Here is a 16,699-nt window from a genome sequence, read left to right as displayed (position 1 = left end):
AAACACGATCATGAAAACAAACAATGTAAAATTTGGAATGATTGCAGCAGCTGCAGTCCTAATGAGCTTATCAGCATGCAAGAAAGATAAAGACTTGCCAGAGGCTGATGAAAACGAACTGATTACGAAAGTATCCCTTAAGTTCACTAATGTTACAAACAGCGGCGACGTCGCGACGGTTACCTGGGCCGATCCTGATGGAGAGGGTGGTGTTCCAGCGACAATCGGTACACTAAATTTGAAAGCTAATGCGACTTATACCTTTGAAATATCCGAGGTGTTGAATGAAACTGCTTCAAACGCAGATGACCGCAATGTGCTTGCAGAAATTAACGAGGAATCCGATGAGCACTTATGGGTGTATAAGCCTAATACTGGCCTAAATATTAACCTTGTTAGAACTGATAAAGACGAAAATAATTTCCAGATAGGTTTGAAAGGTGCCGCCGCTACTGGGGCAATATCTACTGGACAATTGCAGGTAACCCTTCGTCATCAACCAGAGGGGAAAAATGGGACAGAAGCCCCAGGAAGTACCGACTTCGATGCGGTATTCCCCGTTACAATCAAATAGACTACCGCTTGTTAAAAGTAAGTAGTTGACATTTTAGCCTTGCAGTTTGGTTTAGTTAATAGTAGAAGTTCCGGACGGATGTCCGGACTTCTTTGTTTTAAGCTAAGGGATACGGTTCAAGAAGTATACATTGTATCAGATTACCTTTAGTAATCAAGTCTTGCCAGGTCATCTGAATATAATAAAACAACAAAGACTATAATCGCAACATGGTTGCAATTATATTTGAGACATGAAATCACTTATTAAAGTAGAAAGGCTAGACCAGTGGGGAATGACCGCTTCTATAGCCTGCGCTATTCATTGTGCAGCGTTACCCTTAGTAACCACCGCTCTGCCGCTTTTAGGGCTAGAATTTCTTGCAAATGTATGGGTTGAAATCATAATGATAATTCTTTCTTTGGTCTTAGGAACATGGTCATTGCTCGGTACTTTTGGAAAACACAAAGACATTATGCCTATACTAATATTGACTATTGGGTTCCTCTTTATTTCAGGTGGGCACTTTATATGGCATGATCTGGAAGCGATCCTGATCCCGTTAGGTGGGTTTACACTTGCAGGGGCACATTTCATAAATTGGAAACTCGTCCGCACCTGCAGTCATAATCACAGTCCAAATGTTGGCAATGAACTCAAATAAAATAATTATTAATGCCATTCGTTGCATTGGCATGATGCTCTTGATTTGCCTCCTTACTTCTAGCAATGCTAATGCTCAACATAGTGCTAGCGATCTTTTGCGTTCCGATAATTGGGACATCATTAATACTCTCGAGTATAGGTTGGAAAAGAACGCTGACATTTTTCCTATATTCTCTGAGAAACTAAAAACACACGCTAATAAGGAATTTGAACTTACCGGATATCTTATACCAATTCGTGAAGGTCTGAATCAGACGCGGTTTCTTCTATCTACTTTGCCAATTAATCAATGTTACTATTGCGGTCAGAATGGTATTCCAGCTATGATCCTTGTGGAGATGACTGAAGGGGTTAAGTTCACAAACCGTCCTATAAGATTAAAAGGCAAATTGAAATTGAAGAATGTCAATCTGAGGGACTATCCCCCAATTACCTTGACGAGTGCGGTTGAATACAAGTAGTAATGAATTCATGCCTTAAACAACTTAACATATGAAAAGAAAACTAGTATTTGGAACTCTGATACTCTTTATAAGTATGGTTAATCCTGGTTGCCGTCACGAAAAGGTTGATGGCATGAAGCTATATCAACTATACCTGAAAAGCAAGATCATTCGCTAGGAATTTTCCTCAAGGATGCTATTCTGTACACTTATATTATTCGTCTATCTGATTGACGAATAAAGCCTCGTAAATTATGCTAGTAGACATTAAGAACAGATAGTCTGTGAAATTAGTTACTTAGTAACCCTGAGGTTACTGTTACTTTTTGTAACAAAGTAACCTAAGTAAACTAACCTGTGCTAACTTCGCATCATAAATTTTAAAAATCTAATCATGGACTTTACAAATAAAAATGTAGTAATCACAGGTGGAACTACTGGAATAGGACTAGCGACAGCAAAAGCATTTATCACCGCAGGCGCTACTGTTTGGATTACAGGTAGAAATGCTGGCAATTTGCAAAAGGCAACCGCAGAAATAAACCATCCAAGATTGTTTACTGTAGTGTCGGACGCTTCAAAACTTGAAGACATTTCGATCCTGGAGAAAGCTGTTGCAGAAAGTGGAAATAAATTAGATGTCCTTTTCTTGAACGCAGGAATTGCCGCATTTGAGCCAATTGAAAATGTGACTGAAGCAAGTTTTGATGCACAATTTAATACCAATGTTAAGGGCCATTTCTTTACATTACAAAAATTAATTCCACACCTTGCAGATGGAGCGTCAGTAGTGTTCACATCTTCCACGGTTGCAACAGCTGCAAATTCAGGAGCAAGCATTTATTCTGCAACTAAAGGCGCATTAAATAAAATTGCCCAGATTGCCGCAAACGAATTGGCAGGAAGGAAAATCCGTGTAAACTGTGTTAGTCCGGGGCCAATTTTAACGCCTGGTTTGGAAGGCGCAGTACCTGCAGAAGCACATGAGTATTTGGCTGGCGCTACTGCTCTTCAGCGGATTGGTAATCCGGATGAAGTTGCAAATACAGTGCTGTTTCTGGCTTCTGATGGCGCGAGTTTCATTACCGGAACAGAGATCGTAGTTGACGGTGGTTACCTGAACTACGCGGTAAAATAATTATTGGCTACTTAGCTCATTAAGATGCAACATAAAAAAGCCTTTAGATTTTATCTAAAGGCTTTAATTATTTGTTGGTAACATCCCCTGAGGGATGTACTTTGTGTCCTCGAAGGGATTCGAACCCCCATCATCAGAACCGGAATCTGACATTCTATCCATTGAACTACGAAGACTTAAGGTCGGCAAAGATATAAAAAGATTGAATAAATCGGTTAATCAACTTAAACCTAAACTTTGGAACAACAAGCGCTGATTTAACATCCAGTTAAACCCATCCGCCCGTTTCAATTCCTCGAATCAAGTATTGTGGAATGGTAATTGGGCTCCCCGACTAATATTTAATGAGCCGGGGACCTTTTATTTAAAAATAAAAGGCAATTTTGAAGCGGTAAAAAACTGATGATAGTATTTAAACCTGCGTATGGAAGAAACCGTTGTTGAAGAAATCGAACGTTTACTGGCCTTAGAGGACGATAAACAATTGAAAATCTATCTTGATGATCTGAATATATCAGACGTCGAACATTTAATAGATGAACTCCCTCAACATGCGGTAAAGTTTATAGATACGCTTTCTGTTAAAAGAGCGGTTAATGTTTTCAGGATCCTGGATTTCCCAACACAGGAAAAGATCATTAAGAAGCTGTCCGGCGACAAGCTTGCTCAACTAATTAATTTACTGCCTCCGGATGACCGGACTTCATTGTTTAGTGAGCTTAAAGGTGATGCCGTTGCAAAATTAATTAAACTCTTACCTGCTAAAGATCGGGTAGAAGCGTTGTCTTTACTCGGTTATGAAGAAGATAGTGTTGGTAGGTTAATGACTCCAGATTATGTAGCGGTAAAAATTGATTGGACCGTTAACCGGGTACTTGAGCACATCAGGCGTTACGGTAAGAATTCGGAAACTATTGATGTGGTTTATGTGATTGACAAGGATGGTATTTTGCTTGATGACATTAGAATACGCGAAATATTACTGGCAGATCCGGAAGCAATGATAGGGGATCTAACGGATCAGCGCTTGATCGCTCTGAAGGCTGACGACCACCAGGAAGAGGCTATTAATACCTTTAGGATGAACAACCGTGTAGCACTGCCCGTGGTGGATGACAGCAATGTTCTCTTGGGGATCGTGACGGTAGACGACATTCTTTGGATCGCCAACGAAGAATATACCGAAGATATGCACAAGATTGGTGGTACACAAGCACTTGATGAACCTTATCTGGATATGCCCATCTTTGGGCTATTTAAAAGGAGAGTAGGTTGGCTTGCGGTACTTTTTCTTGGCGAGATGCTTACGGCTACTGCTATGCAACATTTTGAAGCCGACATAGCTAAGGCAGTCGTTCTGGCAATGTTTGTTCCTTTGATTATTTCAAGTGGTGGAAACAGTGGTTCTCAAGCTTCCACGCTAATTATCCAGGCTATGGCCCTCGGTGAGATCACTATTACAGATTGGTGGCGTGTAATGCGACGGGAAATTATTTCCGGCTTAATGCTGGGAGTAGTGCTCGGTACAATGGGCTTTCTTAGGATACTTGTATATGCCTTTCTTTTTCCAGCAATGTACGGACCGCACTGGGTACTCATCGGCGCAACTGTGGGAGTTTCATTAGTTGGCGTTGTGCTCTGGGGATCGCTGGCAGGATCAATGCTGCCGTTACTCCTTAAAAAACTAGGAGCCGATCCTGCTACGTCATCGGCTCCATTTGTGGCAACCCTTGTTGATGTAACAGGGCTGATCATATATTTTTCGGTTGCGGTATTGTTCCTTACCGGTGTGCTCTTATAAATGTTAAACGTTGAATCTGAAGTGCATAATGTCGCCATCTTCCACGACGTAAGTTTTACCTTCTATACCCAACTTGCCGGCATCCTTACATGCTGCCTCAGAACCTAGGGTTACAAAGTCAATGTACTTAATGACCTCAGCGCGGATAAAACCTTTCTCAAAATCGGTATGGATCACACCAGCAGCCTGAGGAGCAGTAAATCCTTTAGTGATTGTCCATGCTCTAACTTCCTGTACACCCGCAGTAAAGTAAGTGTAAAGGTCTAACAGGCGGTAAGCAGCTACGATGAGCTTATTTACTCCTGATTCTGTTAATCCAAGATCTCCAAGAAACTCCTGGCGCTCTTCGTAACTGTCCAGCTCAGCGATCTCAGACTCGATCTTTGCAGAGATGACTAACACTTCCGCATTCTCATCTTTTACAGCTTCTTTTACCCGGTCTACGTAGGCATTTCCATTGATTACAGAAGCCTCATCTACATTACAAACATACATCACCGGCTTCTGGGTAAGTAATCCTAGGTCTTCGATGAAAGCGAAGTCCTCTGCGTTTACTGCGGCTGATCTGGCAGATAATCCAGCTTCCAAGTGTGTTTTGATTACGCTTAGAATCTCAAAAGTTCTTTTGGCATCCTTATCTGTCTTGGCCAACTTCTCCACCTTCTGGATGCGTTTGGTCACCGTGTCCAGATCCTTCAATTGCAATTCTGTATCAATGATCTCTTTGTCACGTATTGGGTCCACAGAGCCATCAACGTGAATTACGTTTCCATCATCAAAGCAACGCAAAACATGGATAACAGCATTGGTAGCTCTAATGTTGCCTAAAAACTGGTTTCCTAGTCCTTCACCTTTAGAAGCACCTTTCACCAATCCAGCGATATCTACAATCTCAATGGTATTTGGAACCACACGATTCGGTTTAACCAGTTCCTCGAGCTTAGTTAATCTCTCGTCCGGCACAGTGATTACGCCGATATTGGGTTCGATAGTACAAAAAGGAAAGTTTGCCGCTTGTGCTTTTGCGTTAGATAAACAGTTAAATAAGGTGGATTTTCCAACATTTGGTAACCCAACTATACCACATTGTAATGCCATGTATGATTATTTTCTTGATTTGCCCGCAAAGGTATCAAATTTTTAAAAATAATCTTTATGTTTAGAAACCGAAAACCTAAGGATTTAGTCTACAATGGAAGAGATATACGACAATACATCAAATGAAAATCAAGAGCCGGAGCCCGTTCTATTAACCATTACTGAAGACGTTAGGAGTTTTATTTATGAAACTTCCAAGTGGACAAAATTCCTCTCGATTGTGGGCTTTGTTTTTACAGGACTTATGATCCTGCTGTCGTTAAGCGTAGGTGCGATTATGTCATCTATGAACACGATGGTAGGGGCTCAAAATAACCCCTACGCGGCTATGGGTACAGGTTTTCTTACAGTTTTCCTGTTGATTACTGCTGCGATCTACTTTTACCCGAGCTTTATCTTGTTCAAGTTTAGCACTGCTGCTAAACAAGCGGTGCTTTATGGTGACCAGGAAAGTTTAAGTGTGGCAATGGGCAAGATGAAATCCTTCTTTAAGTTCTGGGGAATCCTGCTGATCGTTCTTCTTGGATTTTACGCACTGGCACTAGTTTCGGCAATTGTAGCCGGAATTGGCGCAGCGAACATGGGCTAACGCTTGTATTTAAACGTTTTGAGTTCTTTCATCAACAGACCCTGCAGATAAGGATTAATTAGTCTTGCAATTCCCATACCGATTGCTCCGACTGGGGGCTGATAAGAAAGGACAACCTTTAGTTTAGTCCCAAGTCCATCCTGGCTCTCCGCGAAGGTAACGCGACCAACATGGTGTATGAACGAATCCTGACTGGAGCTCCAGCCGATTAGTTTTCCCGGCTCGTCCTTTACCATCTTAGCATCCCAGCTTACCGAAAAGAATTTACCGAGGATGTTGGATTTCCAGTGAGATTTTTCTCCATCAACCACATCCACATCAAGCAAATGTTTTATGCTTCCCGGAAGATTTTCCAGGTTTCTCCAATAGGCATAAACGATTGCAGGGGGACTGTCTACTTCGAACTCTCCTCTGATATTAATTGCCTTAGTCGTATGCGCATCTATTCCCATTTGCTCATACAAAAAACACCTCCCTGTTCCCCCCCGGTAAGTCAGATAGGCTCCATATATAAACGGTGCTTTGAAGGGTCTCGTGATTCCTCTGCTTAATAGCACTCCGCCAAGAAATACGGAAAACAACCGTTCTGATATGCCAAGATTCTGATAGTGTTCTTTTTCGATAGAGAAGTCTGCAGAGCGAAGATTTAAGTTGTGATGTTTGATTTCCATGACAGATTTAGTTTCTAACATAATATAAAGGTTTAATTTTAACAGTTTGCGGTATTAAAAGTTTACGATTTGCTTAAAATGTTCTACTTTGGTTATCAGCAAATCCTTTAGATATGAATAGGTTTTCTTTATTTACACTCTTTGCTTTACTAATTTGTGGTACTATATATGCTCAAAAACTTCCACAAGCAGTAGGCGCAGTCCCTAATAAATACCAGCTGGAGTGGCAGGACCTGGAGTATTACATGTTCATCCACTTTGGTCCGAACACTTTTACTGATAAAGAATGGGGGCATGGCGATGAGGATCCGAAGGTATTTAACCCTAAGAAGCTGGATGCCCGACAATGGGCCCGCACTGCTAAGGCGGCAGGTATGAAGGCGATTATCATCACCGCGAAGCATCATGATGGATTTTGTCTTTTCCCGAGCAAATTCAGTACACATACCGTAAGAGAAAGTGCCTGGAAGGATGGTAAGGGGGATGTGTTAAAGGACTTGTCTGCAGCCTGCAAGGAGTATGGTTTGAAGTTTGGCGTTTACTTATCGCCATGGGATAGAAATCATCCGGACTATGGAACGCCGAAATACAATGACATTTTCGCTAAAACACTTAATGAGGTACATACGCAGTACGGGCCGATCTTCGAGCAGTGGTTTGACGGTGCAAAAGGGGAAAAGGAAAAGAACCAGCAGTACGATTTCCCTAAATTCTATGAGGTGGTTAGAAAGAATAATCCACAGGCGATTATATTTAGCGATATCGGGCCTGATGCAAGGTGGATGGGGAATGAGAATGGAGTTGCAGGCGAAACCAACTGGTCTACCTTAAATACAGATGGCTTTGGCGTTGGGGCAGACGCACCGCCAGCCAAAGTTTTGAATACTGGCAATGAAGGTGGCAAACATTGGATCCCTGCGGAAGTGGACGTATCTATCAGACCGGGCTGGTTTTATAGCGCAGCCACTGATGACAAAGTGAAAACGTTGAAGGAACTGGTGTCAATTTACAATACCTCAGTTGGCAGAAACAGCAATTTGTTGCTAAATGTGCCGGTCAATAGAGATGGGTTAATTCACCCTGCTGACTCTTCAAGGCTGATGGAATTTAAGCGGTATTTAGATCAGGCCTTCAAGACAAATCTTGCTAAGGGAATGAAAGTCAGTACATTTCCGGCGACAAAGCCGACGGTTACCTCAAACCTGACAGATGGAAATACAAATACTGTATGGACTATTCAAGGTCAGGTGAAAGGTTTGAATGTGACCATTGACCTGGGGAAACCAACTACCTTTAATTGCATTGTTCTCCAGGAATACATTAAAATCGGTCAACGGATTAAGGAGTTCGGCATATTCTATTGGGACGGAACAAAATATCAAAGTTTAGGAAACCATACCACGGTTGGTCATAAAAGAATTCTTTCTTTTCCAACGATAACCAGCAGCAGGATCATGATTATGTTTAATGAGACACGTGGTGTAAATCCAGTACTTTCTGAGGTGGGTGTCTATAAAACACCAGACCTCTAGGCTCAGACAAAGGCTGTGGTCGCATTGCTACTGCAGGATTCATAAATAATTGAAAATTAAATTGATCGAATAGTAATTTTCCGTATCTTTGCGCAAATTTTATGAAGAAAATAGTAGATTACAGGAAGTTATTAGGTGTGCAAAAAGATGCCGAGTTGAAAGAACTAAAGACCATTTACAGGAATTTAATGAAAGACTGGCACCCGGATAAATTTCAGGATAGTGAAGAAGCTAAGGTTGAGGCCGAAGTTAAAAGTAAGGAAATAATTGAGGCTTACCACTTTCTAGTAAGCATCGCTCCAGAAACTCTTGCGCTTACTAAAGAGGAATATGATCAGACTACGGCAATGTGCGGAATAGCAGATTACAATTGGGCTGGCCTTGTGCTTACCGTAAAGTTCCTTGACGGCAGCGCTTATGAGTATTTCGGTGTTCCAAAACAAATTTACGTGAAACTAGTAAATGCTGACTCCCCAGGTAGGTTTGCACGCAGACACATCTTTACTTCATTCCCATACAGAAACATTGCTAAACTCGCAGAAGCTTAGTAAAAACGCTGGTTTAAAAAAGTATTTATTATCTTTATAAAAGATAAAATTTATACTCTTGGCCGAAAATATAGTAAACATTCAAGCTGATATAGAAGCCGTTGGTCGCATAGAAGCTGTAGATTCCATTTTGGAGATCATTTGTCGCAGTACCGGAATGGGTTTTGCAGCAGTAGCTAGAGTGACTGATACGAGTTGGGTTGCCTGCGCTGTCCGTGACGAAATCGATTTCGGACTTTTGCCTGGAGGCGAATTGACTCTGGAAACTACCATTTGTCATGAGATCCGTCAGAATCACAAATCTGTAGTTATTGATCATGTGAAGGAGGATCCTGAATTTGCCGCACATCATACTCCAGCGATGTATGGCTTTCAAAGCTACATCTCCGTGCCTATCTTTAAAAAAAATGGTGTATTTTTTGGAACTCTTTGTGCTATTGACCCCTCGCCGGCGAACCTAAAACATTCAGAAATTCCAGCAATGTTCAAAATGTTTGCTGAACTGATCGCTTTTCACCTGGATGCAATTGAGAAGCTCGCGCTAAGCGAACTTAGGCTAAGGGAGGAACAGCAAACTGCAGAACTTAGAGAACAATTTATAGCCATACTTGGCCATGACCTCCGTAACCCGATTGGTGCGATTACAAATGCGGCTCAACTCCTGGTTCGGAAAGACCCAGATGACCTTACTAAAAAGCTGACAACCATCATCCAGAATTCTTCTTATAGAATGAAAGGATTAATAGATAACATTCTTGATTTCGCACGCGGCCGTCTGGGTTCAGGTATAGTCGCAACTTACGGCGAGCAAGGAAAGATAGGTGATATCTTAGATCAAGTTGTGACGGAGCTTAGGATGGTGTGGCCTTCCAGGCTAATTGAGACTGATTACAGAATTGCGCTACCTGTTATGTGCGACGAGACAAGAATGTCTCAGCTTTTCTCCAACCTTTTGAGCAATGCCCTAAGCCATGGTGATGCGGCTTATCCGGTAAAGATCCAGGCGTATACGAAGGATGATGAATTCTACCTTTCGACAGTTAACCGCGGAGAGCCGATTTCAGAGGCGACCAAGGCACGTTTGTTCCAACCATTTTATCGGGGCGAAGTAAAAGCCGGACAAGAAGGATTAGGTCTTGGCCTATACATTTGTGCTGAGATTGCGGCAGCTCATTCCGGTACACTTGAAGTAACTTCAACTTCTGATCAGACTTGCTTTACCTTAAAAATGCCTGTGTCTAAAACAGCTTAAAACCGAATACCTTCTTCGGGTGTTGTTTTCCATATTTATCGAAAACTAATTTATGAGTAACATCTATTCGGGGACAAGTGGCCTTCTGTTACCGGTTAAGAATAAGTTTTTCTATCCGGAAGAATTCAAAGAAAAGAGCCGGTTGTGTTACTACGGATCACTTATGAATTCTATTGAAATCAATAGCTCCTTCTATAAAGTTCCCATGGCTTCTACCGTTCAAAAATGGGCTGACGATGTCCCATTCGATTTCAAATTTACGTTTAAACTGTTTAGAGAAATTACCCATAACAAGGAGCTGCTCTTTAATCCTGATCAGGTGTATCATTTCATGAATATCATAGACCGGGTGGGAGATAAGAAGGGTTGTCTGTTGATTCAGTTTCCTCCAAGTATCAAGATTAATAGCTTCAGACAGTTTGGTTTATTACTTAACCACCTAAGACTAAGTGACCCCGATGGAGCTTGGCATATGGCTTTTGAGTTTCGCCACAATTCCTGGTATTGCGAAGAACTCTATGAACTTTTGGCTGAGCATAAGATGAGCTTAGTTGTTCATGATAAAACACCGGCAAATACACCAATGATCGAGATGGAATCCTCCTTTGCTTATCTTAGGTTTCATGGACCCGGTGGGAGCTACCGTGGTAGCTACAGTGATGATGTGCTGTATGAATATGCTACATACATTCGGGAATGGCAATTAGAAGATAAAAAGGTGTACGTTTATTTCAATAATACCATGGGAAATGCGATTGACAACAGAAACACCTTACTGGCGATGCTTGCGGAGTTATAGGCATAAAAAAAGGAGCTTTTAAAGCTCCTTTTTTTATAATGTTGTGGATGTTACTCCGATATAGTCTTTAAAGTCTGCGGCTTCAGCATATTCTTTGAAATTTTTAATGTCTTCACGGATCATCTTTTCAAATACCCCATTGAATAACGATACTACTCCTCTGCCTACGCTACCTGCTGGTGGGAAATAATCGATTTCAATGTGAATATCAGTCCCCATTCCATTTAAAGTATCACGGAACTCTACCTTGCCCGCATTCTCAATCATAGAACCTTCTATCGACTGCCATCCAAGGTAACTTCCTTCATCCTCTCTGGTGATCTCCGCATTCCATGCTAGCTCAATTAAGTTGCCGGGAATATTTGCCACCCAATGACTTTCTGTGCCGCTGGTCTCATAAACAGTTTTTAGGTGCTTCATGAACCTCGGAAGGTTTGAAAGTTCTCTCCAGAAGGCGTATACCTTATCTTTTGGAGCGTTAACCGTGATGTCTTCGGTAATATTGATCGCCTCAGGATCAGTTGTGTCTTTGCCTAGTCGTTCGTAGATCGGGCAAACACCGGTTGCACCACGGTATATCAGATAGCCGCCAGCAGCTGCCCCCTGTAAAGCCAGAAAGGGATGATGTATAATATTTTTTAAACCTTTATACAGCAAGTATGAACCTGCTACAATAGAAAGGGCGCGTTCACCTTGATCTATGTTTTCTTTTCCTGTGGGTTGGATGCTAAGATCTTTTAGCCCACTTACTACTTTGCTTTTTAGTTCGTTGTTCATGTTTTTTAAGATTGTACAATTAGGAACAATGATGAAAACCTAAAGTTTAAATTTTCTTTTATTGGCACTGCCCGCTTTAGGCTTACCTGGGCAACTCCATCAAGTCTAACCGGATCAGTTGCGATTCTTCGACGCCCAGGATCTCGGCGATCTCGAAAAATCTATTAAGGGTGATTTTACTATAGCCTAGTTCTATCTTGCTATACGCATTTTGCGAAATATGTAGTTTGGTCGCTATGAAGTCTTGAGAGTAATTTCTAAAATGACGAACCTTCTTTAAAAATGTAAAAACTTCAACAAGTAGGCGTTAAATTTGTTTACACATAAAATACACGATTAGCTCACCAGAAGTCATTTTGGTATTTGCTTTTTTGGTTATTTTTAATATTTTTAGGAAAAAAAATACAAACATTAAATTTATTATGAAAAACGGTACAGTAAAATTTTTTAACAGCGAAAAAGGATTTGGTTTTATTAAAGAGGATAACGGTAATGAAATTTTCGTTCATGTTTCTGGTCTGATTGATGAGATACGTGAAAATGATCAGGTTGTTTATGAAGTTCAGGAAGGCAAAAAAGGCTTAAACGCTGTTAAAGTTAAGTTAGCTTAATCATCGCCCTAAAACGATACAACAATGCCTCTTAAAGACTAAACTAATAATATTAGTTTAGTCTTTTGTTTTGCTATAAATATTAGCTTACTTTTGTCGGGTAAGGTATCCATATTATGGCAGACGACAAGCATATTATACACATGGATCAGGATGCTTTTTTCGTTTCTGTTGAGCAGCGAAAAAATACCAGTCTTGTAGGTAAGCCCGTGATTATAGGCGGGACCTCTGATCGGGGGGTGGTTACTTCCTGTAGTTATGAGGCCAGAAAATATGGCGTCCATGCGGCAATGCCTGCACGTATGGCAAAAATGCTATGCCCTCATGCCATCTTTTTAAGAGGGAACATGGATGAGTACGCTAAAGCGTCCCTCGAAATTACTGACATCATAAGGCAACGTGTTCCTCTATTCGAAAAAGCAAGCATCGATGAGCATTATATTGACATGACCGGAATGGACCGTTTTCACGGCTGCATGAAGTTTGCCCAAGAGCTTAAAGACGAAATCACCAGAGAGCTTTCTCTTCCCATTTCCTTCGGTCTGTCTGTGAACAAAACGGTTGCCAAGATGGCCACGAATGAATGTAAGCCTGATGGTGAATTGAACGTCCTCCTACATGAGGTTCAACCCTTCCTAAACCCGCTGTCCATTAGAAAGATACCAGGACTTGGTGAAAAATCCTTCGTGAAGCTAAGTGATATGGGTATAAAGAAAATTTATACCCTCGCGCAGATCCATCCGGATCATATGAGTGCATTACTTGGAAAGACAGGACTTCATCTGCTTCAAAAGGCAAAAGGTATCGACTACAGCCCTGTTGTTCCTTTTAGTGAACAAAAAAGTATCGGCACGCAATGCACCTTTAAGTCAGACAGTATCGATGTCAACATGATCAACAACTTGATCACGGCCATGGTGATGGACATTGCGTTTCAACTTCGCCAAAAGAAGAAGCTAGCGGCCTGCATCACTGTTACCATCAGATATTCCAACTTTGAGGATGTTACCAAGCAGGCTTCCATTGGATATACTTCATTGGATGACACGCTGATCGAGAAAGCTAAACAACTATTTAAACAGCTCTATACCAAACGTATGTTGTTAAGGCTGGTAAGTGTGCGGCTATCAAATCTTGTTAGCGGCTTTGAGCAAATAAATCTCTATAGCGGTTCTCAGCAGAAATATAACCTGATACAGGCTATGGATAAGATCAAAAATAGATTTGGAGAGAAGGCGGTAACAAGAGCCGCTACGCTGGATGTAAAGTTGTAAGTAATGTATTTGAATGTTCATTCCCAATACAGCCTCCGCTATGGAACGATGTCAATCGAAACACTCGTGGCTGAGGCCTCTTCGCGAGGTATCACTCAAATGGCATTAACTGACATCAATAACTGTACAGGGATGTTGGAGTTTATGAGGGAGTGCGACAAGAGAAACATAAAACCGATAGCAGGCATGGAAATCCGGAGGGATAATCGCCTCATGTACATCTGTATTGCTAAAAATAGGGAGGGCGTGCGGGAGATCAACGAATTTCTTAGTCAGTACAATCTAAGTCAGACAGAGAAGCCAGAGGAATGCCCTGCTTTTGCACACGCGTTCTGCATTTATCCGTTCTCTTACAAAAAAGAGCTGAAACACAATGAGTTTATTGGTATTCGGTACGACGAGCTTCACTTTCTATACAGGCAAGATATCTCTAGGTTTAAACATAAAATGGTTGCATTGCAGCCAGTTTTTGTGAGCAATAAAGTAGAGTACAGGCTCCATCAATACCTGAGGGGCATAGACACCAATTCTCTTTTGACCACGCTTGATCCCGGCGAAATGTGCAGTCCTAATGATTTATTTTTACAGCCAGGTGAATTGGAATCCAGGTTTGCTAAGTATACGTTTGTCTTAGATCAAACGCGGGAGCTTATGTCGCAGTGTGTGATGGATTACCCTCGTGGTCAAATCAAACTCAACCGCAAAACGTTCACTGGTAATGCAAATGACGATCGGGAACTGTTAAAGAAACTTGCCTTCAGTGGGGTGGTTAGTCGGTATGGGAAAGACAACAAGGAAGCTGTTAAAAAAGTGAAGGAGGAGTTAGCCGTCATCTTTGAGATGAATTTCTGTTCTTACTTTCTCATCACCTGGGACATTATCAGGTATGCAAGTGACCAGGGCTACTATCACGTTGGGCGCGGATCAGGTGCAAATAGTACGGTTGCGTATTGTCTGCGCATTACAGACGTAGACCCTCTGGAACTGGATCTTTATTTTGAGCGGTTTCTAAACAATAAGCGAAGCTCATCACCGGACTTTGACCTTGACTTCTCCTGGGACGAGCGTGAGGATGTTCAGGATTATATCTTCAAGCGGTATGGAAAAGCACATACCGCACTCTTAGGCACCATGTCAACGTTTAAAGACAGGTCTATCATTCGAGAGATTGGTAAGGTGATGGGTTTGCCGAAATCGGAGATTGATGGATACATGGACCCAATGAAATCTACAGAACTCAGAGACAATAGCACGTTTAACAAAATCAATGCAATTCGTGAATTGCTTAGTGAGATGCCCAATCAACGGAGCATTCATGCAGGGGGAATTATTATTTCAGAAGAGCCGATCTATTATTATACTGCTTTAGATCTTCCGCCTAAGGGAATGCCGACTGTACAATGGGATATGTATGAAGCAGAGGCGATTGGCTATGATAAATATGATATTTTAAGTCAGCGGGGTATAGGTCACATCAAAGAAGCAGTTCGGCTGATTAGCGAGAATCAAGGTAAAAAGGTTGACATCCATGACACTAAGAGATTCATGAAGGATGACAACCTCAATGAGAAACTTAAAGTTGGTGACACGATCGGATGCTTTTACATTGAATCTCCTGCTATGCGCCAACTTCTTGGCAAGCTTAAATGTGAAAATTACCTTACCCTTGTTGCTGCAAGTTCGATTATCCGGCCTGGCGTAGCACAATCCGGGATGATGAAGACATATATCCGGAACTACCATCGTCCGGATGAAGTAGTTTACCTGCATGATGTAATGAAAGATCAGCTCGGGGAGACGTTTGGAGTGATGGTTTATCAAGAGGACGTGATCAAGGTATGTATTCATTATGCAGGGATGGACGGGACTGATGCCGATATTCTTCGTAGGGGGATGAGCGGCAAATACAGGTCACGTGTGGAGTTTGATAAGTTGGTAGAGAAGTTTCATGAGGGAGCAAAGCTTCTAGGCAGACCTGAACAGATCACAAGGGAGGTGTGGCGACAAGTATCCAGCTTTGCAGGCTATAGCTTTAGTAAGGCACACTCCGCGAGTTTCGCGGTTGAAAGTTACCAGAGCCTTTTCTTAAAAACCTACTATCCGAAGGAGTTTATGGTAGCCGTTTTAAATAATTATGGAGGCTTTTATAACCGTTCGCTTTACGTACATGAGCTCCAAAAGGCAGGCGCTACTTTGCACCTCCCATGTGTAAATCGTAGTTCTGCAGTGGTGTCTATTGGTGATGATGAGGCCTATCTGGGTTTTATAGGTATTCAGGGACTCGAAAATAAGTGGGTTAATGTCATTCCAACGGACCGGAATAGAAACGGTGAGTACTTAGACCTGGAAGACCTGATAAAGCGTTTGGGAATTGGTCTGGAACAATTAATTATATTAATTAGGGTGGGTGCCTTGCGGTTTACCGGAAAAAGTAAGAAGACACTATTGTGGGATGCTCATCTTTTCCTCGGCCAAAAGGTGAAGCAGGGTCATCATACGGAGCTCTTTCTAACGAAATCTAAAACGTATACCCTACCTGAATTTGTAAATACAGATCTGGAAAACGCTTTTCATGAGCTTGAACTTCTAGGTTTTCCTGTTACATTGACTATGTTCCAACTATTAAAAACCTTGTATCGAGGGGAAGCGAGGGCTGGAAGTCTAAAAGTATACTTAGGTCAGACCATAAAAATAGTTGGGATGTATGTTTGCGAGAAAACAGTTCGAACTAAAAACGGCAAGAAGATGTGGTTCGGTACGTTTTTAGATGTTGATGGAGATTTCTTTGATACAACACACTTTTCGACTACTACACCAACCTATCCCTTTAGGGGAACGGGTTGTTATTTGATTTTAGGGAAGGTGGTGGAAGATTTTGGCTTTCCTAGCATTGAGGTAAGCCGTTTTGCGAAGCTTCCGATACTTGAAAACCCGGTGCTCAGCTAAA

The 16,699-nt window shown here is 41.7% G+C and carries 17 protein-coding genes, 1 tRNA gene and 1 pseudogene; 14 read left to right on the top strand and 5 right to left on the bottom strand.

Annotation, left to right across the window (positions count from 1 at the left end):
* Positions 1 to 10: 10 nt before the first annotated feature.
* From WKF66_RS08950 to WKF66_RS08930, 5 genes are all read left to right on the top strand, one after another.
* On the top strand, positions 11 to 574 hold the full coding sequence (locus tag WKF66_RS08950; protein ID WP_489674087.1) for a hypothetical protein: 564 nt from the start codon (positions 11 to 13) through the stop codon (positions 572 to 574).
* 232 nt (positions 575 to 806) lie between these two features.
* Positions 807 to 1,217, top strand: coding sequence for a MerC domain-containing protein (locus WKF66_RS08945; RefSeq protein WP_489674086.1), 411 nt, complete (start codon positions 807 to 809; stop codon positions 1,215 to 1,217).
* A complete protein-coding gene (locus WKF66_RS08940) occupies positions 1,204 to 1,680 on the top strand; it encodes a hypothetical protein (protein ID WP_489674085.1) in 477 nt (158 codons plus the stop codon). Before WKF66_RS08945 ends, WKF66_RS08940 begins: the two co-directional genes overlap by 14 nt.
* A 31-nt stretch (positions 1,681 to 1,711) precedes the next feature.
* Positions 1,712 to 1,840, top strand: coding sequence for a hypothetical protein (locus WKF66_RS08935; protein WP_489674084.1), 129 nt, complete (start codon positions 1,712 to 1,714; stop codon positions 1,838 to 1,840).
* A 216-nt stretch (positions 1,841 to 2,056) separates the two neighbouring features.
* Positions 2,057 to 2,800, top strand: a complete 744-nt coding sequence (locus tag WKF66_RS08930; RefSeq protein WP_489674083.1) for an SDR family oxidoreductase — start codon at positions 2,057 to 2,059, stop codon at positions 2,798 to 2,800.
* Positions 2,801 to 2,904: 104 nt separating this feature from the next.
* On the opposite strand, the gene WKF66_RS08925 is transcribed toward WKF66_RS08930, so the two are convergent.
* Positions 2,905 to 2,976, bottom strand: a tRNA-Arg gene (locus tag WKF66_RS08925).
* A 248-nt stretch (positions 2,977 to 3,224) separates the two neighbouring features.
* Here WKF66_RS08925 and mgtE point away from each other — a divergent pair.
* On the top strand, positions 3,225 to 4,601 hold the full coding sequence (mgtE, locus tag WKF66_RS08920; RefSeq protein WP_489674082.1) for a magnesium transporter: 1,377 nt from the start codon (positions 3,225 to 3,227) through the stop codon (positions 4,599 to 4,601).
* Positions 4,602 to 4,604: 3 nt separating this feature from the next.
* On the opposite strand, the gene ychF is transcribed toward mgtE, so the two are convergent.
* Positions 4,605 to 5,699 (bottom strand): redox-regulated ATPase YchF, encoded by a 1,095-nt coding sequence (gene ychF / locus WKF66_RS08915; RefSeq protein WP_489674081.1) that lies wholly within the window; start codon positions 5,697 to 5,699, stop codon positions 4,605 to 4,607.
* Between the two features lie 94 nt (positions 5,700 to 5,793).
* Between ychF and WKF66_RS08910 the strand changes: the two genes are divergently transcribed.
* Entirely contained in the window at positions 5,794 to 6,288 is a 495-nt protein-coding gene (locus WKF66_RS08910) for a hypothetical protein (protein WP_489674080.1), read from the top strand.
* Here the strand turns inward: WKF66_RS08910 and WKF66_RS08905 are convergent.
* A complete protein-coding gene (locus WKF66_RS08905) occupies positions 6,285 to 6,980 on the bottom strand; it encodes an SRPBCC family protein (RefSeq protein WP_489674079.1) in 696 nt (231 codons plus the stop codon). The genes WKF66_RS08910 and WKF66_RS08905 overlap by 4 nt on opposite strands.
* Before the next feature lie 92 nt (positions 6,981 to 7,072).
* Between WKF66_RS08905 and WKF66_RS08900 the strand changes: the two genes are divergently transcribed.
* The 4 genes from WKF66_RS08900 to WKF66_RS08885 all read left to right on the top strand — a co-directional run bounded on the left by WKF66_RS08900 (position 7,073) and on the right by WKF66_RS08885 (position 11,090).
* Positions 7,073 to 8,491 (top strand): alpha-L-fucosidase, encoded by a 1,419-nt coding sequence (locus WKF66_RS08900; protein WP_489674078.1) that lies wholly within the window; start codon positions 7,073 to 7,075, stop codon positions 8,489 to 8,491.
* Positions 8,492 to 8,592: 101 nt separating this feature from the next.
* Complete coding sequence (locus WKF66_RS08895; protein ID WP_489674077.1) at positions 8,593 to 9,039, top strand: KTSC domain-containing protein; 447 nt, start codon at positions 8,593 to 8,595, stop codon at positions 9,037 to 9,039.
* Between the two features lie 58 nt (positions 9,040 to 9,097).
* Positions 9,098 to 10,291, top strand: a complete 1,194-nt coding sequence (locus WKF66_RS08890; RefSeq protein WP_489674076.1) for a GAF domain-containing sensor histidine kinase — start codon at positions 9,098 to 9,100, stop codon at positions 10,289 to 10,291.
* Positions 10,292 to 10,343: 52 nt separating this feature from the next.
* Positions 10,344 to 11,090, top strand: coding sequence for a DUF72 domain-containing protein (locus tag WKF66_RS08885; RefSeq protein ID WP_489674075.1), 747 nt, complete (start codon positions 10,344 to 10,346; stop codon positions 11,088 to 11,090).
* A gap of 33 nt (positions 11,091 to 11,123) precedes the next feature.
* On the opposite strand, the gene WKF66_RS08880 is transcribed toward WKF66_RS08885, so the two are convergent.
* Both WKF66_RS08880 and WKF66_RS08875 read right to left on the bottom strand, forming a co-directional pair.
* Positions 11,124 to 11,867: a YgaP-like transmembrane domain gene (locus tag WKF66_RS08880; RefSeq protein WP_489674074.1), complete on the bottom strand. Its 744-nt coding sequence runs from the start codon at positions 11,865 to 11,867 to the stop codon at positions 11,124 to 11,126.
* Between the two features lie 82 nt (positions 11,868 to 11,949).
* Positions 11,950 to 12,138, bottom strand: a pseudogene (locus tag WKF66_RS08875) (helix-turn-helix domain-containing protein); the annotation flags it as partial.
* A 151-nt stretch (positions 12,139 to 12,289) separates the two neighbouring features.
* Between WKF66_RS08875 and WKF66_RS08870 the strand changes: the two are divergent.
* The 3 genes from WKF66_RS08870 (at position 12,290) to dnaE (ending at position 16,698) form a co-directional block, all read left to right on the top strand.
* The gene (locus tag WKF66_RS08870) at positions 12,290 to 12,478 is read left to right on the top strand and encodes a cold-shock protein (RefSeq protein WP_458970864.1); all 189 of its coding nucleotides are present in this window, start codon (positions 12,290 to 12,292) and stop codon (positions 12,476 to 12,478) included.
* A gap of 116 nt (positions 12,479 to 12,594) precedes the next feature.
* Entirely contained in the window at positions 12,595 to 13,752 is a 1,158-nt protein-coding gene (gene dinB / locus WKF66_RS08865) for a DNA polymerase IV (protein WP_489674073.1), read from the top strand.
* Positions 13,753 to 13,755: 3 nt separating this feature from the next.
* Positions 13,756 to 16,698: a DNA polymerase III subunit alpha gene (gene dnaE, locus WKF66_RS08860; RefSeq protein ID WP_489674072.1), complete on the top strand. Its 2,943-nt coding sequence runs from the start codon at positions 13,756 to 13,758 to the stop codon at positions 16,696 to 16,698.
* Position 16,699: the final 1 nt, after the last annotated feature.

Source organism: Pedobacter sp. (genome assembly GCF_037719805.1).
Taxonomy (GTDB): Bacteria; Bacteroidota; Bacteroidia; order Sphingobacteriales; family Sphingobacteriaceae; genus Pedobacter.
The sequence above is the reverse complement of the archived record's forward strand: the minus strand, read 5'-3'. Positions and strand labels throughout refer to the sequence as shown.